This window comes from Polymorphobacter sp. PAMC 29334 (assembly GCF_019431245.1).
Lineage (GTDB): Bacteria > Pseudomonadota > Alphaproteobacteria > Sphingomonadales > Sphingomonadaceae > Polymorphobacter_B > Polymorphobacter_B megasporae.
Genome location: NZ_CP080243.1, coordinates 1,341,948 through 1,365,000 on the forward strand (window position 1 = coordinate 1,341,948; position 23,053 = coordinate 1,365,000).

The 23,053-nt window shown below is 66.5% G+C and carries 21 protein-coding genes, 2 tRNA genes and 2 rRNA genes (1 of these 25 running past the window's edge); 19 read left to right on the forward strand and 6 right to left on the reverse strand.

Going from position 1 to position 23,053, the window contains the following annotated elements:
- Positions 1 to 103 precede the first annotated feature (103 nt).
- The 3 genes from KZX46_RS10280 to greA are packed head-to-tail and all read left to right on the forward strand — an operon-like array spanning position 104 to position 3,356.
- The gene (locus KZX46_RS10280) at positions 104 to 1,768 is read left to right on the forward strand and encodes a formate--tetrahydrofolate ligase (RefSeq protein WP_219776499.1); all 1,665 of its coding nucleotides are present in this window, start codon (positions 104 to 106) and stop codon (positions 1,766 to 1,768) included.
- Positions 1,765 to 2,883, forward strand: coding sequence for a zinc-binding dehydrogenase (locus tag KZX46_RS10285; RefSeq protein ID WP_219776500.1), 1,119 nt, complete (start codon positions 1,765 to 1,767; stop codon positions 2,881 to 2,883). The genes KZX46_RS10280 and KZX46_RS10285 overlap by 4 nt, the downstream gene beginning before the upstream one ends.
- Positions 2,880 to 3,356 carry a transcription elongation factor GreA gene (gene greA / locus KZX46_RS10290; RefSeq protein WP_219776501.1) on the forward strand — a complete coding sequence of 159 codons (477 nt, stop codon included), beginning with the start codon at positions 2,880 to 2,882 and terminating at the stop codon, positions 3,354 to 3,356. The genes KZX46_RS10285 and greA overlap by 4 nt, the downstream gene beginning before the upstream one ends.
- Here the strand turns inward: greA and KZX46_RS10295 are convergent.
- From KZX46_RS10295 to dapF, 5 genes are all read right to left on the reverse strand, one after another.
- Positions 3,353 to 4,195 (reverse strand): formate/nitrite transporter family protein, encoded by an 843-nt coding sequence (locus KZX46_RS10295; protein ID WP_219776502.1) that lies wholly within the window; start codon positions 4,193 to 4,195, stop codon positions 3,353 to 3,355. The genes greA and KZX46_RS10295 overlap by 4 nt on opposite strands.
- A gap of 79 nt (positions 4,196 to 4,274) precedes the next feature.
- Positions 4,275 to 4,679, reverse strand: a complete 405-nt coding sequence (locus KZX46_RS10300) for a hypothetical protein (protein ID WP_216709105.1) — start codon at positions 4,677 to 4,679, stop codon at positions 4,275 to 4,277.
- Positions 4,680 to 4,768: 89 nt separating this feature from the next.
- Positions 4,769 to 5,707: a signal recognition particle-docking protein FtsY gene (gene ftsY, locus KZX46_RS10305; protein ID WP_219776503.1), complete on the reverse strand. Its 939-nt coding sequence runs from the start codon at positions 5,705 to 5,707 to the stop codon at positions 4,769 to 4,771.
- The gene (mtaB, locus tag KZX46_RS10310) at positions 5,704 to 7,086 is read right to left on the reverse strand and encodes a tRNA (N(6)-L-threonylcarbamoyladenosine(37)-C(2))-methylthiotransferase MtaB (RefSeq protein WP_219776504.1); all 1,383 of its coding nucleotides are present in this window, start codon (positions 7,084 to 7,086) and stop codon (positions 5,704 to 5,706) included. The genes ftsY and mtaB overlap by 4 nt, the downstream gene beginning before the upstream one ends.
- Positions 7,083 to 7,874 (reverse strand): diaminopimelate epimerase, encoded by a 792-nt coding sequence (dapF, locus tag KZX46_RS10315; protein ID WP_216709108.1) that lies wholly within the window; start codon positions 7,872 to 7,874, stop codon positions 7,083 to 7,085. The genes mtaB and dapF overlap by 4 nt, the downstream gene beginning before the upstream one ends.
- 120 nt (positions 7,875 to 7,994) lie before the next feature.
- Between dapF and KZX46_RS10320 the strand changes: the two genes are divergently transcribed.
- The 11 genes from KZX46_RS10320 (at position 7,995) to KZX46_RS10370 (ending at position 19,092) form a co-directional block, all read left to right on the forward strand.
- Complete coding sequence (locus tag KZX46_RS10320) at positions 7,995 to 9,074, forward strand: PEPxxWA-CTERM sorting domain-containing protein (RefSeq protein ID WP_226896213.1); 1,080 nt, start codon at positions 7,995 to 7,997, stop codon at positions 9,072 to 9,074.
- A 52-nt stretch (positions 9,075 to 9,126) separates the two neighbouring features.
- Positions 9,127 to 10,272 carry a flavodoxin-dependent (E)-4-hydroxy-3-methylbut-2-enyl-diphosphate synthase gene (ispG, locus tag KZX46_RS10325; protein ID WP_219776505.1) on the forward strand — a complete coding sequence of 382 codons (1,146 nt, stop codon included), beginning with the start codon at positions 9,127 to 9,129 and terminating at the stop codon, positions 10,270 to 10,272.
- An 18-nt stretch (positions 10,273 to 10,290) separates the two neighbouring features.
- Positions 10,291 to 10,764 (forward strand): SRPBCC family protein, encoded by a 474-nt coding sequence (locus tag KZX46_RS10330; protein WP_219776506.1) that lies wholly within the window; start codon positions 10,291 to 10,293, stop codon positions 10,762 to 10,764.
- Complete coding sequence (locus KZX46_RS10335; RefSeq protein WP_219776507.1) at positions 10,761 to 11,288, forward strand: GNAT family N-acetyltransferase; 528 nt, start codon at positions 10,761 to 10,763, stop codon at positions 11,286 to 11,288. Before KZX46_RS10330 ends, KZX46_RS10335 begins: the two co-directional genes overlap by 4 nt.
- Positions 11,285 to 11,602 (forward strand): multidrug efflux SMR transporter, encoded by a 318-nt coding sequence (locus tag KZX46_RS10340; RefSeq protein ID WP_219776508.1) that lies wholly within the window; start codon positions 11,285 to 11,287, stop codon positions 11,600 to 11,602. The genes KZX46_RS10335 and KZX46_RS10340 overlap by 4 nt, the downstream gene beginning before the upstream one ends.
- A 325-nt stretch (positions 11,603 to 11,927) precedes the next feature.
- On the forward strand, positions 11,928 to 13,217 hold the full coding sequence (gene hisS, locus KZX46_RS10345; RefSeq protein WP_219776509.1) for a histidine--tRNA ligase: 1,290 nt from the start codon (positions 11,928 to 11,930) through the stop codon (positions 13,215 to 13,217).
- A 199-nt stretch (positions 13,218 to 13,416) separates the two neighbouring features.
- Complete coding sequence (gene prfA / locus KZX46_RS10350) at positions 13,417 to 14,484, forward strand: peptide chain release factor 1 (RefSeq protein ID WP_219776510.1); 1,068 nt, start codon at positions 13,417 to 13,419, stop codon at positions 14,482 to 14,484.
- Entirely contained in the window at positions 14,477 to 15,448 is a 972-nt protein-coding gene (gene prmC / locus KZX46_RS10355) for a peptide chain release factor N(5)-glutamine methyltransferase (RefSeq protein ID WP_219776511.1), read from the forward strand. The genes prfA and prmC overlap by 8 nt, the downstream gene beginning before the upstream one ends.
- Before the next feature lie 165 nt (positions 15,449 to 15,613).
- Complete coding sequence (locus KZX46_RS10360) at positions 15,614 to 16,804, forward strand: DUF4167 domain-containing protein (RefSeq protein ID WP_226896214.1); 1,191 nt, start codon at positions 15,614 to 15,616, stop codon at positions 16,802 to 16,804.
- On the forward strand, positions 16,788 to 17,420 hold the full coding sequence (locus KZX46_RS10365) for a pyridoxamine 5'-phosphate oxidase family protein (RefSeq protein WP_219776512.1): 633 nt from the start codon (positions 16,788 to 16,790) through the stop codon (positions 17,418 to 17,420). Before KZX46_RS10360 ends, KZX46_RS10365 begins: the two co-directional genes overlap by 17 nt.
- Positions 17,421 to 17,556: 136 nt before the next feature.
- Positions 17,557 to 19,092, forward strand: coding sequence for an OprO/OprP family phosphate-selective porin (locus KZX46_RS10370; RefSeq protein ID WP_219776513.1), 1,536 nt, complete (start codon positions 17,557 to 17,559; stop codon positions 19,090 to 19,092).
- Between the two features lie 106 nt (positions 19,093 to 19,198).
- On the opposite strand, the gene KZX46_RS10375 is transcribed toward KZX46_RS10370, so the two are convergent.
- Positions 19,199 to 19,471, reverse strand: coding sequence for a hypothetical protein (locus tag KZX46_RS10375; protein ID WP_216709118.1), 273 nt, complete (start codon positions 19,469 to 19,471; stop codon positions 19,199 to 19,201).
- Between the two features lie 99 nt (positions 19,472 to 19,570).
- On the opposite strand from KZX46_RS10375, the gene KZX46_RS10380 reads away from it, so the two are divergent.
- From KZX46_RS10380 to KZX46_RS10400, 5 genes are all read left to right on the forward strand, one after another.
- The gene (locus tag KZX46_RS10380; protein ID WP_216709119.1) at positions 19,571 to 19,996 is read left to right on the forward strand and encodes a CBS domain-containing protein; all 426 of its coding nucleotides are present in this window, start codon (positions 19,571 to 19,573) and stop codon (positions 19,994 to 19,996) included.
- Between the two features lie 640 nt (positions 19,997 to 20,636).
- Positions 20,637 to 22,123 (forward strand): 16S ribosomal RNA (locus KZX46_RS10385).
- A 159-nt stretch (positions 22,124 to 22,282) separates the two neighbouring features.
- Positions 22,283 to 22,359 (forward strand) — tRNA-Ile (locus KZX46_RS10390).
- Between the two features lie 11 nt (positions 22,360 to 22,370).
- Positions 22,371 to 22,446: transfer RNA gene (locus tag KZX46_RS10395), tRNA-Ala, on the forward strand.
- Positions 22,447 to 22,731: 285 nt separating this feature from the next.
- A 23S ribosomal RNA gene (locus KZX46_RS10400) occupies positions 22,732 to 23,053 on the forward strand; it runs 2,471 nt beyond the window's last position.
- The 16S and 23S rRNA genes sit together here with 2 tRNA genes alongside, the layout of an rRNA operon.

Genomic DNA, 23,053 nt, shown 5'->3' on the forward strand with positions numbered 1-23,053 from the left:
TTGTCACGACGGCAGGCCGCCGGGCGGCCGCGCTGCCGCGTCATCTCGACCGGGATCGCCGCGACGCTTGGCAGCGGGCCGCCGCAGCCGCTAGGGATTGGCGATGCCCACCGATCTTGAAATCGCCCGCACCGTCGACCTGTTGCCGATCGCCGAAGTCGCCGGTCGGCTCGGTGTTCCCGCCGCCGCGGTCGAGCCGTACGGCCGCGACAAGGCGAAGATCGACCTCGACTGGCTGGCGACGCAGCCGCCGCGCGGCAAGCTGATCCTCGTCACCGCGGTCAACCCGACGCCTGCGGGGGAGGGCAAGACGACGACGTCGATCGGGCTCGCCGATGCGCTGAACCGGACCGGACGCCGCGCGGTGCTGGCGCTGCGCGAGCCGTCGATGGGGCCGTGCTTCGGGGCGAAGGGCGGGGCGACCGGCGGCGGCCGTGCACAGGTCGCGCCGATGGTCGACATCAACCTTCATTTCACCGGCGACTTCCACGCGATCACCGCCGCGCACAACCTGCTGACCGCGCTGCTCGACAACCACATCCACTGGGGCAACGCGCTCGGCATCGACGTCCGCCGCGTGACGTGGCGGCGCGCGCTCGACGTCAACGACCGAGCATTGCGCGACATCGTCCAGTCGCTCGGCGGCCCAGCGAACGGCTTTCCGCGCGAATCGGGGTTCGACATCACCGTCGCGAGCGAAGTCATGGCGTGCCTGTGCCTCGCCGAAAATCTTGCCGACCTGCAGGCGCGGCTCGCGCGGATCGTCGTCGCCGAAACCCACGACCGCCGCCCGGTGACCGCGCGCGACATCGCCGCCGACGGCGCGATGGCGGTGTTGCTGCGCGATGCGATAAAGCCCAACCTCGTCCAGACGCTCGAGGGCAATCCCGCGTTCGTTCACGGCGGGCCGTTCGCCAACATCGCCCACGGCTGCAATTCGGTGATCGCGACCCGCGCCGCACTCGCGCTCGGCGACTATGCGGTGACCGAGGCGGGCTTCGGGGCCGACCTCGGCGCGGAGAAATTCTTCGACATCAAGTGCCGCGCGGCGGGCCTCGCCCCGGCGGCAGTCGTGATCGTTGCCACCGTCCGCGCGGCAAAGATGAACGGCGGCGTCGCCAAGGCCGATTTGGGTCGCGAGGACGTCGCGGCGGTGACACGCGGCGCGGTCAACCTCGCGCGGCACATCGACAATGTCCGCAGCTTCGGCGTCCCCGCGGTCGTCGCGATCAACCATTTCCAGGGCGACAGCGACGCCGAGACCGCCGCGCTCCAGGCCGCCGCCGCAGCGCACGGCGTCGAGGCGATCGTCTGCCGCCACTGGGCCGACGGCGGGGCAGGGGCGGTCGAGTTGGCGGAGGCAGTCGCGACGCTCGCCGAGGGCAGCACCGCGCGGTTCGCGCCGCTGTACCCCGCCGGCCTGCCGCTGTTCCAGAAGATCGAGGCGATCGCCACCGGCATCTATCGCGCGACCGGCGTCACCGCGTCGCCCGCGGTCCATGCCCAGCTCGCGCGCTGGGAGGCGGCGGGCTACGGCCATTTGCCGGTGTGCATGGCAAAGACGCAGTACAGCTTTACGACCGATCCGGCGCGGCTCGGCGCACCCGAGGATCACGTCGTCGACGTCCGCGAAGTCCGGCTCGCGGCGGGGGCGGGGTTCGTCGTTGCGATCTGCGGCGCGATCATGACGATGCCCGGCCTGCCGCGCGTCCCCGCCGCGAACGGTATCGGCCTCGACGCCGATGGGCTCGTCGTGGGGCTGTCGTGAAGATCACCGCCGCCGTCCTCGACGCGATCGGTGCCGCCGCACCCTACGCCACGAGCCGCCCGCTTCGCCTCGCCGAGCTCGACCTTGCGCCTCCGGGACCCGGCGAACTGCTGCTGCGGATCGACGCCGCGGGCCTGTGTCATTCGGACCTGTCAGTGGTCAACGGCGACAGGGTCCGTCCGACGCCGATGGCGCTCGGGCATGAGGCGACAGGGATCGTCGAGGCCACCGGATCGGCGGACAGCGCCTTCGCGGTGGGCGACCGGGTTGTCCTATCGTTCCTCCCAGCGTGCGGCCGATGTGCGGACTGTGGCGCGGGTGAGGGCTATCTGTGTGCGCCCGCCGCCGCGGCGAACGGCGCGGGGGTGATGCTGACCGGCGGGCACCGACTCCACGACCACGGTGCCGATATCTTCCACCACCTCGGCGTCTCGGGCTTCGCCACCCATGCGGTCGTCGACGAACGCTCGGCGGTCAAGGTCGACCGAGATATCCCCCCTGAAATCGCGGCACTTTTCGGTTGCGCGGTGCTGACCGGGGTCGGCGCGGTGGTCAATTCGGCAAAGGTCCGCCCGGGCGAAAGCGTCGTCGTCTACGGCCTCGGCGGGGTCGGGCTGGCGGCGCTGCTCGGCGCCCTCGCGAGCGGCGCGCAGCCGGTCATCGCGGTCGATCCGGTTGAATCGAAACGCATTCTCGCGCTTGAACTCGGTGCCGCCGCCGCAGTCGCGCCTGACGAAGCCGCAGCAACGGTCAAGGCGCTGACCGGACGCGGTGCCGATGTCGCGATCGAGACCGTCGGCAAGGCGGCGGTTCTCGCCGAGGCGTACAAGGTCACCCGTCGCGGCGGCCGCACTGTCACCGTCGGCCTGCCCAACCCCGCGGAATTGCTCAGCATCCCGGCAGTGTCGCTGGTCGGCGACGGCAAGACGCTGATGGGCAGCTACATGGGCTCAGCTATCCCGAGCCGCGACATCCCGCGCTATATTGCGCTTTGGAAGGCCGGACGCCTGCCCGTCGAGCGGCTGCTGACCTCGACAGGTCCGCTGTCCGGCATCAACGCCGCGCTCGACGAACTCGCGAGCGGCCGCGCGATCCGCCAGATCCTCGTGCCATGAGCGTCGCCTTCACGAAGGAGGGCGATGCCGAGGCCGTCGCCGCCGACCTCCCCGACCGCCCGATCTCAACGCACCCGAACCTCGTCACTGCATCGGGCCTGGCGCAACTCGACGCCGAACTCGCGACCGCGCGTACCGCTTACGATGCCGCGCAGGCCGGGGGCGGGATTTCCGCCGACCGCACCGCAATGGCACGCGCCACTCGCGACCTGCGTTACTGGAGCAGCCGCCGGGCGAGCGCGCAGCTGATCGAGGCCGCCGACTGCGATCAAGTCCGCTTCGGCTGCACCGTCACCTTCGAACGCGCCGACGGAACGTCCGCGACCTACCGCATCACTGGTGAAGACGAAGCCGACCCCGCCGCCGGCCGCATCGCTTACATCGCCCCCGCCGCCCGCGCCCTGCTCGGCAAGAGCGTCGGCGACACCGCGGTTATCGCCGGGGGCGAAATCGAGATCGTCTCGATCGGCTAGTCGGTCTTGATCTCGTCGCGCACCTGTCCGTGCGCGAGAACCGCGAACAGTCCGGTGCCGCCGATGATGTTCCCCGCGAGCGCGGGGCCGATGAAGCCGCCGACGGCCCAGCCGAACGACGCCTTGCCTGTCAGCCACAGCAGCCACGCCTCGCCCGATCCGGCGACGACATGGCTGAACCCGCCGACCGCGATGACGTAGGTGACCATCACCACGACCCAGAATTCGCTGCCGCGCGCGTTCGGTAGGATCCACGCGATCGACGCGACGAGAAAGCCGGCGGGAATGCCGCGTAACAGCGTCGTTGCGGCATCATTGTCGAGCAGCTTCGCCGAGACCGCGACCGCGGCGTCGAGCTGATCCTGCGATACGATCATCCGGTGCGCGAGCATCGCCGCGACGAGGAACGTCCCCGCGAGATTCGCGACGATCGCAAGGCTCCACAATCGCCCGAGCCGGCCGAAATTATGCAGGCTCGGCTTGACGGCGACGGGCAGCACGACGGTGATCGTGTTCTCGGTGAACAGCTGCAGGTTGCCAAGGATGACGATGACGAAGCCGACGCAATAGCCGAACGACGTCACCAGCGGGGTCCATTGCGCATCGGGCAGATGCTGGTGGAGGAATGCCTCGGCGAGCACCGACGCGGAGATGCCGACACCGGCGGCGAAAGCCGAACACAGCAGCGACAGCGCCGGGCGGTTGAGCTCGTCGTCGCCTTGGATGCGGATGACCTCGTGGACGACCTTCGCCGATCCCGACCGGCGCTCGGAGACCGCCCTGTTTTCCTCGGGGGTCAGCGCGACGCCGTCATCGTCCTGGTCATTTGGCTTGGTCATCGAGAGCGAACGGTTACGGCGGGTCAACGTTCCTGCCGCGAGGTGCAGGACGCCGGATACTCGCACGAGGGCTCCAGTCTTACGGCACAGTAGCAGCCGCCGCATCCGCCTGCTTCTGCGCGGCCGCATCGCGCATGAACTGTTCCCAGCACCCCGTCTGTCCGCCGCTGCCGACCGCTGAGCAGCTGTTCGGGCGCTGTGCCCGGCCGGTCTCCTCGATGTCGCGGGTGCGCGCGACCCACGACTGTTCCTTGCGCTCGACCTTCTGCTGGCGGAGCGGCTTGGGGATGCGGTAGCGCTCGGACTCGGGGAGGCGCGCACAGACGACGATCTCGTCGCCCGGACCCTTCGGGCACGGATCGGTGCCAAAGACGTCGACCTGGACAACCTTGCGCGGCGGCGGCGAATTGCGCGCGCCGTCGCCGGCATAGGCCGGGACCGCAGCGGCGAAGAGCACGGCGGCGAGCGTCAGGTGGCGGATCATCGTTGAAATTCCTCGAAGCCGGATACGCTCGGCCCCCGGGGCTTAACGCAAGGTGACGCGCTCAGCCCCCGCGCGCAAGCTGGCAGCGTTCAGCCCCCGGCAAGCGCCTTGGCGAACACCGTCGCATCGAATGGGCGGAGATCGTCAATCCCTTCGCCGACCCCGACCGCGTGGATCGGCAGGCCGAACTTCTCCGCCGCGGCGACGAGGACGCCGCCGCGCGCGGTGCCGTCGAGCTTGGTCATGACTAGCCCCGTCACCCCGGCGACATCGCGGAACACCTCGATCTGATTCAACGCGTTCTGCCCGGTGGTCGCGTCGAGGACGAGGACGACGTCGTGCGGCGCGGCGGGCATCGACTTCCGCAGCACGCGCTTGATCTTGGCGAGCTCGTCCATCAGGCCGCTCTTGTTCTGCAGCCGCCCGGCGGTGTCGATGATCAGCACGTCCGACCCCGCCGCCCGCGCCGCATCGAGCGCCGTGAACGCCAGCCCCGCCGCGTCGGCGCCCTGCTCGCCCGAGATGACCGGCACCCCGGCGCGCGCGCCCCAGATCTTGAGCTGCGCGATCGCCGCGGCGCGGAAGGTGTCGCCCGCTGCGAGCATCACCGAATAGTCCTGCTCGGCGAACAGATGCGCGAGCTTGGCGATCGTCGTCGTCTTGCCCGACCCATTGACGCCGACGACGAGGATGACCTGCGGGCGTGGGAACGCGATGACTTCGAGCGGCTTGGCGACGGGGGCAAGGACCTTGGCGATCTCGGCGGCGACGACCGCACGGACCCCCACTTCGTCGATCCCGCGGGCATATTGCCCCGAGCCGAGTTCGGCGACGATCCGCGCCGCGAGCGCCGGACCGAGATCGGAGGCGATCAGCGCCTCCTCGATCGCTTCGAGCCGCGCCGGTTCGAGCGTCGTCGTGCCGAACGGCACCGCGCCGAACAGCCCCGACAGATTGCCGCCGAGCTTGTCCGACGACCGCGATAGCCCGGCAGTCAGGCGGGAGAGCCAGCTAGTTTTTTCGGTCATCCGCAATCCAGTTTGCCGCCGGTCACGCTTAACGCGGTGACGCGGACGATGCTGCCGCGCGCGGCGGGGGTGGCGAGCCGCACGGGGAGGAAGGTTTCGCTGTGGCCGCCGACCCCGTCGCGCTCGACGAGGATGCGCTGCGGGCGGCCGATCTCCGTCGCCATCGCCGCCGACCGGCGCAGGTCGCCGAGTGCACGCAGCCGGGCGGCGCGCTCGCGGGCGATAGCGGGAGCGACCTGCGGCATCCGCGCGGCGGGGGTGCCGGGGCGGGGCGAGAAGGGGAAGACGTGGAGCTGGCTCAGCCCGCATTCGTCGACCAGCGTGAGCGTCTGATCGAACATCGCCTCGGTCTCGGTCGGGAAGCCGGTGATGAAGTCCGCGCCGAAGGCGATGCCGGGGCGGACAGCGCGGAGGCGGTCGCAGATCGCGATGGCCTGGTCGCGGCTGTGACGGCGCTTCATCCGCTTGAGGATGAGGTCGTCGCCGGCCTGCAGCGACAGGTGGAATTGCGGCATCAGGCGCGGGTCGGCAGCAGCCTCGACGAGCGCGTCGTCGACCTCGATCGAGTCGATCGACGACAGGCGCAGGCGGGGAAGGGCGGGGACCTCGCGGAGGATGCGCTGGACGAGGATGCCGAGCGGCTCGGGGCCGAACGAGGTGATGTCGACCCCGGTCAGCACGACCTCGTTGACCCCGCCGTCGACCAGCCGGGCGATGTGTTCGACGATCGCCGCCGCGGGGAGCGAGCGGGAGTTTCCGCGCCCGAACGGGATGATGCAGAAGGTGCAACGGTGGTCGCACCCGGTCTGGATTTCGACGAAGGCACGGGTGTGGTGGGCGAATGAGGTCGGCGCGCGCGGGGAGATGCTCGTCGCGAGCATGATGTCGGCGACGCGCACTCTCCCTTCGCTTACTGCTCCCCTCCCCCTCGGGGGAGGGGCTGGGGGTGGGGCAGTCGCCACGAGCGCACCACCCGGATGAGTCTCCCGTCCATCGTCGGTGTCGCCATAAACGCCTCGCTGCGGGACTGCCCCACCCCCGGGCCGGTGCAAGGGCACCGTCTCTCGCCCCTCCCCCGAGGGGGAGGGGAGGGCGAAAGAATAACTCCCTCGCTCGAGCTTCTCGACATTTCCCAGCACCCGCGCCACCTCGGGCATCGCCGCAAACCCCGCCGGGTCGATCTGCGCAGCGCAGCCCGTAACGACGATCCGCGCGTCGGGCTGCGCGCGGGCGGCGCGGCGGATCGCCTGCCGCGCTTGCCGCACCGCTTCGGCGGTTACGGCGCAGGTATTGACGACGATCACGCCCGATCCGGCGATGCCCTCGATATGCTCGGCCTCGGCGGCGTTGAGGCGGCAGCCGAAGTTGAGGACGCTCACAGGTCGATCGTCCCGGTGAAACTCGTCACGGCAGGCCCGGCCAGCGTCACCTCCGCGCCGTGCCACTCGACCGTGAGATCGCCGCCCGGCAGCGTCACCATGACTCGCGGATCGACCAGCCCGCGCCGCATCGCCGCGACCGCGCACGCCACCGCACCAGTGCCGCACGCCAGCGTCAATCCGGCGCCGCGCTCCCACACCCTGAGCACGATATGGCCCCGGTCGACGACATGCGCGACGCCGACGTTGACGCGCTCGGGGAACAGCGCGTCATGCTCGATCAGAGGGCCGAGGTCGGCGAGCGGCACCGCGTTCGCGTCGGCGACGAAGAAGACGATGTGCGGGTTGCCGACGTTGACCGCCTGCCCGTGTTCGAGGCTGTCCCACGCCACCGGCACGTCGCGCGTGTCGACCGCATAGGCGAGCGGGATCGCGTCCCAGTCGAATTGCGGCGGCGGGTAAGTCACGCTCGCACTCCCCGCGGTCGAAGTCGCATCGAGGATGCCGCCTGCGGTCGCAATCGTCGCGCTCGTTCCGAGGAGCGTCGCGACACAGCGCGCGGCGTTGCCGCAGGCTTCGACCTCGCCGCCGTCGCCGTTCCAGATCCGCATCAGTGCGGTCGCGACGGTGCTCGGCTCGATCACAATCAGCTGGTCACAGCCGATCCCGGTGTGCCGGTCGGCGACCGCGACGACCTGCGCCGGGGTCAGCGCCAGCGGCTGGCTGCGCGCGTCGAACACGACGAAGTCGTTGCCGAGGCCGTGCATCTTGATGAAAGGGCGGAGCATCGCCCGCGATGTAGCGGCTCGGGTGCAACCATGCCAGCCGTGGGGATCATGGTTGATCGTTACGCACCCATAAGATATAGAGTATGGCAGCGACGGGGGTACGTTGCGGGGGGCTGCACGATGAAGATGCTATTCGCACTGGCCGTGGCGCTTGCCGTCGCGTCGCCTGCCACCGCCGGCTATCATTACACCACCGTCGATGGCCCGAGCAGTGCGTCGCTCCTCGGCACCGTCGTCACCTCGATCAACGACGCCGGCCTCGCCGCTGGGTATTACGTCAATGACGACGGCGTCGGCGGCCCGGGCAATTACACCGCCTTCACCGTCAACAAGGACGGCAGCGGTTTCTACAGCTTCAGCCGCCCCGGCTACGCCCAGACCGGCGCGGCGGGGATCGACAACGCCGGCGACGTCACCGGCGTTTCGGTCACTTCGCTCGGCCACGGGACGGGCTTCGTCCGCTCGGGCGCCGACGGCAGCTATGCCGATATCGACCCCAACCTCGACCCGACCTTCGGCGTCACCTCGCTGTATTCGGAGGCGATCGGACTCAACAACCTCGGCGCGGTGACCGGCTATTACACCACCGACCCCGCCGCGACGGTCGGCACGCTCGCGCAATACGCGCACGGCTTCATCGAGTTCGGCGGGGTCTACACCGCGGTCGATGTCGATCCGCTCGACGGCTACGGTACGCAGGTGACGTCGATCAACGACCTCGGCCTGTTCACCGGCACATACCTCGACAACAGCGCCGACCATTTCAGCCACCCGTTCCTCGGCGTGTTCGCCCCCGGTGCCGGTGCCGCGATCATCGCCCTCGACACCGACCCATTCGGCGCGCCATCGTCGTCGATCGGCAACATCACCGACAATTTCTACTCGACGTATAACTCGCTCTATCCGTGCGCATGCAGCCCGACCGGGTTCGCCTCGGCGGCGTATGTCCTCGACGTGGCCTTCGGCGGCTACGAGCCGATCGCGGTTCCCGGCGCGTTCTTCACCAACGTCTTCGGCATCAACCAGTCGACCGATGTCACCGGCTATTATCTCGACCCGACCGGGCTCCACGGCTTCGTCGCTTCGTGGGTTCCCGAACCGGCGAGCTGGCTGATGATGATCGCCGGTTTCGGCCTGACCGGCGTCATGCTGCGGCGGCGCGAGCGCGGTTTCGCGCAGGGGTTCGTCGCACGGGGCTAGGCCGGAACGCCGCCAGCCTCTATATCGGCGGCATGTCACCGGAGCACAGAGTATGAGCGTTAGACCTTGGCGCGATATCGCGCGTCGCCAGTCGCGCCAGATCATGGTCGGCAACGTCCCCGTCGGCGGCGGCGCGCCGATCACCATCCAGACGATGACCAACACTCCGACCGAGGACGCCAAGGCGACGATCGAGCAGATCCGCCAGTGCGTCGAGGTCGGTGCCGATCTCGTCCGCGTCAGCTGCCCCGACGTCGAATCGACCGCGGCGATGACCGCAATCGTTCGCGCATCGAAGGTGCCGATCATCGCCGACATCCATTTCCACTATAAGCGCGCGCTTGAAGCCGCCGACGCCGGTGCCGCTTGCCTGCGGATCAACCCCGGCAACATCGGCTCGCCCGAGCGTGTGCGCGAAGTCGTCCGCGCCGCCAAGGCCAACGGCTGCTCGATGCGGATCGGCGTCAACGCCGGGTCGTTGGATCGCCATCTGCTCGAGAAATACGGCGAGCCGTGCCCCGAGGCGCTCGTCGAATCGGCACTGGAGCACGCCAAGCTGCTCGAGGACGCCGACTTCCGCGAGTTCAAGATTTCGGTGAAGGCATCCGATGTCTTCCTCGCCGTCGCCGCGTACAACGGGCTGGCGGAGGCGTGCGACTATCCGCTCCACCTCGGCATCACCGAGGCCGGCGGGCTCCAGGGCGGCACCGTCAAGTCGTCGATCGGCCTCGGCATGCTGCTGTGGGCGGGGATCGGCGACACGATCCGCGTCTCACTCTCGGCCGACCCGGTCGAGGAGGTCAAGGTCGGCTACCACATGCTCAAGTCGCTCGGCATCCGTGCCCGCGGCGTCCGCGTCGTCAGCTGCCCGAGCTGCGCCCGTCAGGGCTTCGACGTCGTCAAGACCGTCGAACGCCTCGAAGCCGCGCTCGCCCACGTCACCACCGAACTGTCGCTCAGCGTCTTGGGCTGCGTCGTCAACGGCCCCGGCGAAGCGCGCGAAACCGACATCGGCATCACCGGCGGCGGCAATGGCAAGCACATGGTCTTCCTGTCGGGCGTCACCAGCCACCACATCGACGAACCCGCAATGGTCGACCACATCGTCGGGCTGGTCGAGACGAAGGCAGCGGAGATCGAAGCGGCGAAGGCGGCGAAGCTCTTGGCAGAAGCAGGACTGCTGGTCGCTGCGGAGTAGACGGGCAGGGGGGACGACATGCTGCAACCGACACCCGCGGACACCTTCGAGCTGTCGATCACCCGGCTGATCGCGGTCCCTCGCGCCAAGCTGTACCGCTGCTGGACCGACCCAGCGCTGATCGTAAAGTGGTTCACCCCGCCACCGTTCACCACGGTCTCGGCGGAGATGGACGTCCGTCCCGGCGGGGCGAGCCTCATCGTCATGCGCGCCCCCGACGTCACCGACTATCCCAATCGTGGGCAGTATCTCGACGTCATCCTCGACCGCCGCCTCGTCTTCACCGACGCCTATACCGGCGACTGGCAGCCGTCTGCCAAGCCGTTCATGACCGGCATCCTGACTTTCGACGACGAGGGGGAGGGCACCCGCTATACCGCGGTCGTCCGCCACTGGACCGCCGCAGACCGCGACGCGCATGTCGCGATGGGGTTCGAGACCGGCTGGGGCATCGCGACCGACCAGCTCGCCGCGCTCGCAGCGACACTGTGAGCATCCGCCCTTCCACCCCCGCCGACGTTCCCGCGATCCTCCAACTGATCGTCGACCTCGCGGTCTACGAGCGCCAGCCCGATGCGGTGAAGGCGACCGTTGCCGGGCTGACCGAGTCGCTGTTCGGCGCGGCCCCGACCGTCGAGGCGATCGTTGCCGAGCACGACGGCAGCATCGCCGGCATGGCGTTGTTCTTCACCAATTATTCGACGTGGTGGGGGAAGAACGGGCTCTACCTCGAGGACCTGTACGTGACGCCGGAGGCGCGCGGGGCGGGGCTCGGCAAGGCGCTGCTCCAGCGGCTCGCGGCGATTGCGGTCGAGCGGGGGTATGCGCGGGTCGAGTGGTCGGTGCTCGACTGGAATGCGCCGGCGATCGGTTTCTACCGCTCGATCGGCGCGGTGCCGAAGGACGAGTGGACGGTCTACCGGCTCGACGGCGATGCGCTGGCGCGACTTGGGGGCGATGCGCTGGCGCGACCTGGGGGCGATGCGCTGGCGGCGCTGGGCACCACGCCGGCATGAACCCCTGGGCGGCGCTCGTCATCGGCGGGCTGTGCGAGGTCGGCTTCACCACCTCGCTGCGCTACGTCGACGGCTTCCGCAATGTGCCGTGGGTCGCCGCCTTCCTCGTCGCGGTGACGTGCAGCATGGGGCTGCTCGAATATGCCGGGCGGTCGATCCCGCTCGGGACGGCGTATGCGGTGTGGGCGGGGATCGGCGCGGCGGGGACGGCGCTGGTCGGCATCGCGGTCTATGGCGACCCGGCGAGCCTCCCCCGGTTGCTCCTGCTGACCGGGCTGATCGGCTGCATCGTCGGCCTAAAGGCGCTGGCATAGGCGACCGCCTGACCTTGACAAATTGTGCGGATTAGGTTAGTCGTCTGCATGAGATCAAACCCAAATCCTACAGATTATCCTCCACGAGCCGCCGCAGCACTTTCGGTACGCGATTGCGCAGCTGCGCGCCCGGAAGCGACCGGCACCGGCTTCGTCGCGGAGGGCGCGCGTTTCATCGCGACGTGGCGTCAACTTCGTCAACTTCCAGCCGCCGCGGGGCGGAGAGCGAAGACGAAACAACACACGCTTTTATGTGAACTTATTTTGAACTTCCCAAACTGGTACAAAGTGACAGCGGCGGCGAGTTCGCCTATCTGCCCCCATCATGGCTGACAAAGTACAACGGGTCCGGGGAACGCAGGACCTTTACGGCGACGAGATCGCGCGGTTCGACACCGTCGTCGACGCGTTTAACCGCGTCCGCAAGCTGTACGGCTTCCGCCGCGTCGACGTGCCGATCTTCGAATTCACCAGCGTCTTCGCGCGCTCGTTGGGTGAGACGACCGACGTCGTGTCGAAGGAGATGTACAGCTTCGACGATCGAGGCGGGGAGTCGCTGACGCTTCGCCCCGAGTTCACCGCCGGCATCTGCCGCGCGTACATCTCGAACGGCTGGCAGCAGTTCGCCCCGATGAAGCTCGCCGCGCACGGGCCGCTGTTCCGCTACGAACGCCCGCAGAAAGGGCGGTATCGCCAGTTCCATCAGCTCGACGCCGAGATCATCGGCGCGGGCGAGCCCGCCGCCGACGTCGAGCTGATCGCGATGGGGGCGCAGTTGCTGAGCGAACTCGGTATCGGCGACAAGGTCACGCTCCAGCTCAACACCCTCGGCGACGCCGAGACGCGGCATGCATGGCGCGCGGCGCTGGTCGCGCATTTCCGCGCCAACGCCGACGCCCTGTCGCGCGAAAGCGTCGAACGGCTCGAGAAGAACCCGCTGCGGATTCTCGACAGCAAGGACGCGACCGATCGCGAGCTCGTTGCGACCGCGCCGGGCATCGACGCGCACATGACCGCCGAGGCCGGGGCGTTCTTCGAGGCGGTGCAGAAGGGTCTGCAGGCGGCGGGGGTCGCGTTCGAGCGCGCGCCGGCGCTGGTCCGGGGGTTCGATTATTACCGGCATACGGCGTTCGAGTTCGTGACGGACCATTTGGGGGCGCAGGGGACGGTGATCGGCGGCGGGCGGTATGACGGGCTGATCGAGACGATGGGCGGCCCGAGCACGCCCGCGGTGGGGTGGGCTGCCGGGATCGAGCGGCTGGCGATGCTGGTGGCTGAGCCGGTGGGGGAGGCGAGCCTGACGGTTATCGCCGACGCTGCTCAGCTCGAGCCTGAGGCTGCTGCCCTGACTATGGTCTTGAGACAGGCGGGTATTCGTGTCGACAACAGCTATGCGAACAAGCCCAAGCGGCAAATTGAAATAGCGCGAAAGCGGGGAAGCTCCGGCCTTGTGTTCGTTCGCGCGGCCGTTGAAAGCGACGCCAAGCTCACCGTGCATCTTCGCTATCTCACGGATCAGCGGGATGAGCAGGAGCGCCTTTTCAGGACGATCGCTCCCATTCTCGATGCTCGATACAATTTTTCCGGGGAAGATATGAGCTACCTCGGCGCATGATTTTTGTTCACTCCCTCCCGATCGTCATCCCCGCGAAGGCGGGGACCCATTTTCCAGAGGCCGCTGGGCATTGCCCCCGGCCGCACGACGGGCGTCGCTTCACCAATACCGTCTCTGGAAAATGGGTCCCCGCCTTCGCGGGGATGACGACCTTGGGGGTAGGCGGCGCTGCAATGCCAACAAAAACCGGGCGCGCCGCATGATCTCCATCCCCCCCGAACGCATCGCCCAGATCGAACGCCGCCACGCCGACCTCGCGGCGCAGATGGGCAACCCCGATCTGCCGTCGGACAAGTTCGTCGCGCTGTCGAAGGACTATGCCGAGCTGACCCCCGTCGTCGCGGCGGCGGCGGAGGTGCGGCGGTTGCGTGACGAGGCGGCGGGGTTGGAGGCGATGCTCGCCGACCCCGAGATGCGCGAGATGGCCGAGGCCGAGGCGGCCGAGATCGCCGAGGCGCTGCCGCTCGCCGAGCGTGCGCTGGCATTGAAGCTGCTCCCGCGCGACATCGCCGACGACCGCCCGGCGATGCTCGAACTCCGCCCCGGGACCGGCGGCGACGAGGCGGCATTGTTCGTCGGCGACCTGTGGCGGATGTACCAGCGCTACGCCGACAGCCGCGGCTGGCGGGTCGAGCTGATCTCGGCGAGCGCGGGCGAAATGGGCGGGTACAAGGAAATCATCGCCAGCGTCACCGGCGCGCAGGTCTTCGCCCGATTAAAGTTCGAATCCGGCGTCCACCGCGTCCAGCGCGTCCCCGCAACCGAGACGCAGGGGCGCATCCACACGTCGGCGGCGACGGTGGCGGTGCTGCCCGAGGCCGAGGAGGTCGACGTCCAGATCGCCGACAAGGACCTGCGGATCGACGTCTATCGCTCGTCGGGGCCGGGTGGCCAGTCGGTCAACACGACCGACTCGGCGGTGCGGATCACGCATATCCCGTCGGGGCTAGTCGTCATCCAGCAGGACGAAAAATCGCAGCACAAGAATAAGGCGAAGGCGCTGCGCGTGCTGCGGACCCGGCTGTACGAGCTCGAGCGCGCCAAGATCCACGACGCGCGCGCCGCCGATCGCAAGTCGATGGTCGGGTCGGGCGACCGGTCGGAGCGCATCCGGACGTATAATTTCCCGCAAGGGCGGGTGACCGACCACCGCATCAACCTGACGCTCCACCGCCTGCCCGAGATTATCGAGGGGGCGATGGACGAGCTGATCGGGGCGTTGATCGCGGAGGACGAGGCGACGCGGCTGGCGGCGCTGAATGACTGACGGACTGGCTCCCTCTCCCCTCGAGGGAGAGGGACAGGCGCGCTTGCGCCAGGGTGAGGGTGCGGGCCGTGAGGATGAAAATCAGGGTGCGAATGACTTAGGTCCTCACCCTCACCCTGGTCGCCAAGGGGCGACCGGTCCCTCTCCCTCGAGGGGAGAGGGAAGCAGTGCCGACGCCGCGCTCCGCGCCGCGGCAAAGCGGATCGACCGGCTCGATGCCGAGGTGCTCCTCGCTTATGTCGCCGGGGTCCCGCGTCTGAAGCTGCTGATGTCGCCGTGGCGGACTGTCGACACCGTGGCGTTCGATCGCCTCGTCGACCGGCGGGCAGCGGGCGAGCCAGTCGCCTATATCACCGGGCGTCGCGAATTCTGGTCGCTGGTCCTGCAGGTGACCCCCGACGTCCTCATCCCCCGTCCCGATTCGGAGACGTTGGTCGAGGCGGCGCTCGACCATTTCGCCGCGACGCCGGGGCCGGGCCGCGTGCTCGATCTCGGCACCGGGTCCGGGGCGCTGCTGCTGTCCGCGCTGACCGAATGGCCGGCGGCGCACGGGGTCGGGGTCGATACCTCGGAGGGCGCGCTGCGGATCGCGATGGCGAACGCAGAGACCGCCGGCGTCGATGAACGCGCGGAATTCGTCCACGGCGGCTGGGACGCAGCGACGGGAGGGTTCGACCTCGTGCTGTGCAATCCGCCATATATCGCGACCGGCGAGGTCCTGCCCCGCGATGTCGTCGAGTGGGAACCCGCGGCGGCGCTATTTGCCGGGGCGGACGGGCTCGACGACTACCGCGCGCTCGCACCGCTGCTCGGGGCGTATATTGCGCCGGGCGGCGTCGGCTGCATCGAGATCGGCTCGACGCAGGCCGATGTGGTGACGGCGCTGTTCGCCGCGCAGGGGCTGAGCGTCGAATTGCGCCATGATCTCGCGGGGTTGCCGCGCTGCCTCGTGGTCACCAAATAGCGCTTGGAGCAGCGGTGGTTTACCGCTAGACGGGTGATAAGCGTGGTCGACCGGACACGGCTCCCCGCTTCTGACTTCCTTGCTGCGATGTGCGCCAACGATCGGCTCGCCCCCGGCGGATAAGCAGACCCTTCCGTTGATGCATGCCGCACGGGGATCGAATCGTTGATCAGAAACAATAACCAGAACGGTCGTCGCCGCGGGCGTGGCGGTGCGCGTCCGCCGCAGGCCGGTGGCGGTCCGTCGGGCAATTACGGCAACAACAACGGCGGCGGCAGCCGGATCGACGTTCGCCAGCGCGGTAACGCGACCCAGTTGCTCGAGAAATACAAGGCGATGGCGCGCGACGCGACGCAGAACGGCGACCGTGTCCAGGCCGAATTCTACATGCAGTACGCCGACCATTATTATCGCGTGCTCAACGAATTCCGTGCCCGCGACCCGCAGCCCGCGCCGCGCCAGAATTACGACGAGGACGATGGCTTCGACAACATGGGCGGCGTCGGCCAGAATTATGCGCAGCCGCAGTCCGGATCGTATGCCGATGACGGCGACGACGAGGACGAGGGTGACGATGCGCGCCAGGCCGCAGCGCAGCCCGAACGCGCGAACTACGACCGCCAGAACGCTGACCGCCAGAACTATAACCGGAATGCGAACGGCAGCGCGAATGGCAACGGTGCGAGTGCGCCGCAGCAGCGCGCATACAACGGCCAGCGCGACGGTCAGCAGCAGCGTGAAGGCCAGCAGCCGCGCGAGGGGAACCAGCAGCGCGACGGTCAGCAGTCGCGTGAGAATAATCAGCAGCGCGATGGGCAGCAGCCGCGTGAGAGCAATCAGCAGCGTGATGGCCAGCAGCAGCGCGAGACCTATCAGTCGCGTGATGGCCAGCAGCGCGAAGGTTATCAGCAGCGCGACAATAGTCAGCGTGACAACGGGCAGCGCGACAACGGACAGCGCGCCAGCAGCAACCGCGATGCCGAACCCCGTGAGACGCAGGCGGTCGAGCCACGTGAGGCGCAGCCGGCCGAAGCGCGTGAACCGGGTCGCGCCGATCGCGTCCGTGGCTCGGCCCGCCGCACGCCCGAGGCTAGTTCGGCAGCGACCGAGCCGCGTGTAGCTGAGGTGACGCCGACGTTGCCGTTCGAGCAGCGCCCGGTCGAGAACATGATTGCCGGTCTTCCCGGTCCGGCGACGATCGCCCCCGCAGTGCCCGTCGAAGCGACGCCAGCAGTCGCAACTTCTGCCGTCGATACCGACAGCGTTGCCGAGCCGGTTCGCCGCCCACGCGGTCGTCCGCGCAAGGTCGTCGCTCCGGTCGAAACGTCCGCAGTCGAGGATGTCGCCGACGCCTGACCCCAAAGCTGGCTTCGACGCCGCGCTCGCTGCCGGTTTCGACCGTGCGTGGGCCCTGCTCGCAGCGGCGCCGGGCGACCCGGGATCGGGGCTGCGTCTGCCGGTCGTCGCGACCGCGTCTACCGGTGAGCCCGATGCCCGGGTGATGGTCGTGCGCGCGGTCGATCGCGCGGCGCATTGCCTGACCGTCTACACCGATAGTCGCGCAGCGAAGGTCGCCGTCCTCGTTGCCGCGCCACGCGTCGCCGTCACCGGCTACGACACGCCGACCCGGCTCCAGCTCCGTCTCCACGGTGCGGCAACGATCGCAACCACCGGGAACGCTGTCGATGCGGCGTGGGCGGCGCTGACGGCGGGCGGTCGCACCGCGTATCAGAGCGTCCGGCCCCCCGGCACGCCGGTCGCGCAGCCACCACCGTGCCGGCCCCCCGGCACGCCGGTCGCGCAGCCACCACCGTCACCGGTTGCACTGCCCGACGACGGCCGCGCGAACTTCGCTGTCGTGACGATCGTCCTCGACCGCTTCGAGTGGCTCGACCTCTCGGTTCCCGGGCACCGGCGCGCAGTCCATATCCGCGACGGCGTAGACTGGCGCGGGACTTGGCTCGTCCCCTGAGTTAACCGACCGTTGCAATCCTGCCACGTTTCGCGACGATCGGCGCTGTCACAAAGTTGCAATATCGAAGTCGCCGAAGTGTCATGGCCCGCGTCTAGGCCCCGCTCATCCAATGAGCACAGGGGACTGCGTGAACATGACGACGACCAAGTGGGGCTTCGCGCTCCTCGCCGCGACCGCGATGACGACGATGGTGTCCGCGCCGCTGCACGCGCAGACCGCCGAAGCGACCGCATCGCCCGAAGAAGCGGCTGCCCAGCTCGAATTCCTCAAGGCGCAGGTCGATGCCCTCCAGGCGCAGCTCGACGCCGTCAAGAAGTCGGCCGGGATCAACACCCCGTCATGGTCGGGCGGCATGCCCCAGCTGTCGAACCCCGACGGCTACAAGTTCAAGGTCAGCGGCGAGCTGCAGTTCGACGCCGGCCAGGTCGGCAACCCCGGGCCGAACAAGATCGTCACCAACAACCTCGGCTATAACGCGCGTTCGCGCCGCCTGCTGATCGGTGCCTCGGGCGCGCTGCCCGGCGATTTCTCGTATAACTTCCAGTTCAACCTCGCCGAAGGCGTCGTCGACTATGAAGACCTGATCTTCGAATACGCGCCGCACAAGACGCCGTTCACCTTCACCGTCGGTTACTTCTACCCGTTCAGCTCCATGGAAAACATGATGAGCAACCGCTTCACCTCGTTTACCGAGCGGGCGCAGTTGAACGACGCGACGGGCAACGGCCGCCGCCTCGGCCTCGCGGCAACCTACGCCGACAAGGCCGGCGACTTCCGCATCCAGGTCGGTGCGTTCGGCGAAGGCATCAACGGCAACACCGCCCTGACCTACACCGGCACCTCGACGTCGGTGCTCAACGCTCCCGCCGGGACCGTCGCGACGACGACCACTGTCGCCACGAACAACAACGGCCTGTACGATCGGACCGGTTACCAGTTCTCGGCACGCACGGTCTACTCGCCGCAGATCTGGGGCGGCCAGCTCCACCTCGGCGCGAGCGCGCAGTATCGCCGCTTCCGTCAGGACGCGCAGGGCATCCAGTATCGCGCCCGTCCGTTCACCCAGACGACCGATCAGCGCTTCGTCGGCACCGGCAACATCGCGTCGAAGGGCGACCAGATCTACGGCATCGAAGCGATGTTCATCGAAGGTCCGTTCCACGCTGCGGGTGAAGCCCAGTACGTCAATGTCGACGGCTATCGCCCCGGCACCGTCGTCGTCAGCCCGAAGGTTCTCAGCGGCACGTTGTATCCGCAGGATGCGCACTTCATCACCGGCTACGGCGAGGCGGGCTTTTGGCTCACCGGCGAGACTCGCGGCTATAAGAACGGCAAGGTCGACCGGACCAAGATCCTCAACCCGGTCAGCGCGGGCGGCCTCGGCGGGGTCCAGATCGTCGGTCGGGTCGATTACCTCGACCTGACCGATGCCGTCGGCAACACCGCGGCGAACAGCCTTGGGCTGATCAACGGCGGCAAGCAGATCGGCTACCTCGGCGCGATCAACTACTGGCCGATCGACTATGTTCGCTTTACCGCCGAGTATGCGCGTGCGGAAGTCACTGGCGGATCGTTTGCCGCGACCGTCGTCCCGACCAGCACGGCGAACCCGTCGCAGCGCAAGTACGGCACCGACACCTTCCTGTTCCGCGCCCAGATCGACTTCTAAGCGCATTCAGCAATATCGAACGGGGCGGTCCGGCAACGGACCGCCCCGTTTCGTTTCACCTCGTGTGGCGCCCAGTGGCCCCAAGACGGCCCAGGCTGCGTCGAGCTTAGCGCCGCTTGGAGGTCGGATCGATGACCTCGTCGTCGTGCCCGCTGTTCGCGCTGACGAACACCAACCCCATCAGCGCGCCGGCGAGCAGCAGCGACACGCCGATGCCGAGTCCGAGCGCGAGCATGAACTGCCAGTGGAGAACGACGCCGTCGCGGTGGAGAATCCATAGCGCGCCCGCGATCGCAATGGCTGCGATCGTGACCATAAACGCCATCAGCCGGCGAAAGCGCCGCCAGTGATCGATTCTCACGGGGATGACGTCGTTCATCGTCTTTCCTTTCGGCCCGATTCGGCAGACACTCTGTCGGCGTGAAGCGGATATGGGGGCACCCCGGACGCTGCGCATCCTTGGGACGGAGTTGGCGCGATGTCGATCGGATCGATTCTCACCGGCAAGAAACCGCTTATCAGCGTTGCGACCGCGACTCCGATTCGCGAGATCGCCGCACTGCTATTTGAAAACCGAATCGGGGCGGTGCTCGTCGTCGAGGATGACGCGATCCTAGGTATCGTCTCCGAACGCGATATCGTCGCCGGCCTTCATGTCCACGGCCCCGCCATCCTTGAGACGACTGCAGGCGCAGTGATGACTTCCCCCGTGGTGACCGCGACACCGCGCACAACTGTCGTCGCTGCCATGGAGGTGATGACCAATCGCCGAATCCGCCACCTGCCGATCGTCTTGGACGGCGAGCTGCTCGGGCTGGTGTCGATCGGCGACCTCGTCAAGCGGCGGATTGATGACGCCGAACACGAGGCGAGTGCTCTCAAGGAGTACATTACGACCGCGTGAGGGGGATTCCGAGGCGTCTCACGCGGGTCCTGAGGGGCAGGGACAGGCGAAAGCGCACTTTTTTGCGCTGCAGCGAAGAAAGTTCTTGCCAGCCCCGAGGTCCGCGCCTAGATGACCACTCCCGGTTGACGGGCGGTTCGGGGCTTCCCCGGGCGCCGGTTTTCCCAGACAGCGATGACGGCTCGAGCGGCCTTTTACAGGTCAGCTTGAACGTCGCCGCTGCACTGAAACGGGTTTTTCACCTTTCGGTTTCAATCGAAAGCAACGAAAAAAAGAAGTTGACGGGGTTTGAGACACGGCCCATAAGCCGCCCCCGACGCCGAAGCGAACCACTGGGTTCTCCTTGGGGTCTCGAAAAAATTCAAGGCCGCTCGGCACCCCATCAAACGGGGAACTGAGTGGTGTCGCTCTTTCTCATTGTAGGTTGAATGAAGGGACATGTGGGCGGCGGTCCATGGCTCCGAGCGTACAAGGGCTCGGGTGTCATGGTTAAAACACGCCTCCTATATGTCTACCACAATGCACTACCGACTTTCGGGTCGGAATTGTCAGACTGGTTTTGCAGATTAGGACGCTCCTTGAACGGGGTGTCGTTGGCAGCGCGGCTTTCGGGCAGCGTTGGTGGCGATATTTCGGACATGAACTTGAGAGTTTGATCCTGGCTCAGAACGAACGCTGGCGGCATGCCTAACACATGCAAGTCGAACGAGACCTTCGGGTCTAGTGGCGCACGGGTGCGTAACGCGTGGGAATCTGCCCTTAGGTACGGAATAACAGTGAGAAATTACTGCTAATACCGTATGATGTCTTCGGACCAAAGATTTATCGCCTAGGGATGAGCCCGCGTTGGATTAGCTAGTTGGTGGGGTAAAGGCCTACCAAGGCGACGATCCATAGCTGGTCTGAGAGGATGATCAGCCACACTGGGACTGAGACACGGCCCAGACTCCTACGGGAGGCAGCAGTGGGGAATATTGGACAATGGGCGAAAGCCTGATCCAGCAATGCCGCGTGAGTGAAGAAGGCCTTAGGGTTGTAAAGCTCTTTTACCCGGGAAGATAATGACTGTACCGGGAGAATAAGCCCCGGCTAACTCCGTGCCAGCAGCCGCGGTAATACGGAGGGGGCTAGCGTTGTTCGGAATTACTGGGCGTAAAGCGTCCGTAGGCGGCTTTCCAAGTCAGAGGTGAAATCCCACGACTCAATCGTGGAACTGCCTTTGAGACTGGTTCGCTTGAAGATGGGAGAGGTTAGTGGAATTCCGAGTGTAGAGGTGAAATTCGTAGATATTCGGAAGAACACCAGTGGCGAAGGCGGCTAACTGGACCATTCTTGACGCTGAGGGACGAAAGCGTGGGGAGCAAACAGGATTAGATACCCTGGTAGTCCACGCCGTAAACGATGAGAACTAGCTGTCGGGGCTCTTAGAGCTTCGGTGGCGCAGCTAACGCATTAAGTTCTCCGCCTGGGGAGTACGGCCGCAAGGTTAAAACTCAAAGGAATTGACGGGGGCCTGCACAAGCGGTGGAGCATGTGGTTTAATTCGAAGCAACGCGCAGAACCTTACCAGCGTTTGACATGGCAGGGCGATTTCCAGAGATGGACTTCTTCTCGTAAGAGACCTGCACACAGGTGCTGCATGGCTGTCGTCAGCTCGTGTCGTGAGATGTTGGGTTAAGTCCCGCAACGAGCGCAACCCTCGTCTTTAGTTGCCATCATTTAGTTGGGCACTCTAAAGAAACCGCCGGTGATAAGCCGGAGGAAGGTGGGGATGACGTCAAGTCCTCATGGCCCTTACACGCTGGGCTACACACGTGCTACAATGGCGGTGACAGTGGGCTGCAAACCAGCAATGGTGAGCTAATCTCCAAAAGCCGTCTCAGTTCGGATTGTTCTCTGCAACTCGAGAGCATGAAGGTGGAATCGCTAGTAATCGCGGATCAGCATGCCGCGGTGAATACGTTCCCAGGCCTTGTACACACCGCCCGTCACACCATGGGATTTGGATTAACCCGAAGGCATTGAGCTAACCCGCAAGGGAGGCAGGTGACCACGGTTGGTTTAGAGACTGGGGTGAAGTCGTAACAAGGTAGCCGTAGGGGAACCTGCGGCTGGATCACCTCCTTTCTAAGGATTTGGCGAAAAGCGCCGACCGTCTTGAAGCGGTTGGAATGCTTTCTCCGTTCCAAAGAACATTACCGCCGCCCTCATGTCCCTTCATCCTGGAAATCGCCGCAAGGCGGTTCGCGCCTTTTGGTGCTGAGCCGCCGGGCGTCGTTAGCTCATGGGCCGGTAGCTCAGTTGGTTAGAGCACACGCTTGATAAGCGTGGGGTCGGAGGTTCAAATCCTCCTCGGCCCACCAGTTCTTCTAATGGGGCCTTAGCTCAGTTGGGAGAGCGCTAGCTTTGCAAGCTTGAGGTCATCGGTTCGATCCCGATAGGCTCCACCATTTAGCTATACACTGTCATCCACCGCGGATCGCGCGAGGATGGCTTCCAGGATGAGGCAACCAGTTTGCCGTTACCTACGGGTAGCGGCGATACCGGTCGTTGGCGATTACGCTTTCGACCATCTTTGACATTGTGAATGGGTTTTTTGAAATCGATGCCGTAGCCCGGTGTCGTGCAGCTTCTGAGCTGTACGCAATCTGGCTGCGAGCTGATGATGATAGAAGCATTACTTCGGCAGGCTGCAATTCAAGCGCGCAGTGCTGTCGTTGGTGGTGTGGATTTTTAAGCGTGAGGTAAGGGCATTTGGTGGATGCCTTGGCATGCACAGGCGATGAAGGACGTGGCACGCTGCGATAAGCTGTGGTGAGGTGTGAGCAACCTTTGACCCACAGATTTCCGAATGGGGCAACCCAGCCTCTCTATCAAATCCGATCGCTCGGGTTCGCCCGAGCGTTGGGGTTTGGTGGTGAGGTTATCCTATGATGAATACATAGTCATAGAGAGGCAAACCCGGGGAACTGAAACATCTCAGTACCTGGAGGAAAGGACATCAACCGAGACTCCGTTAGTAGTGGCGAGCGAACGCGGACCAGGCCAGTGGCCTTA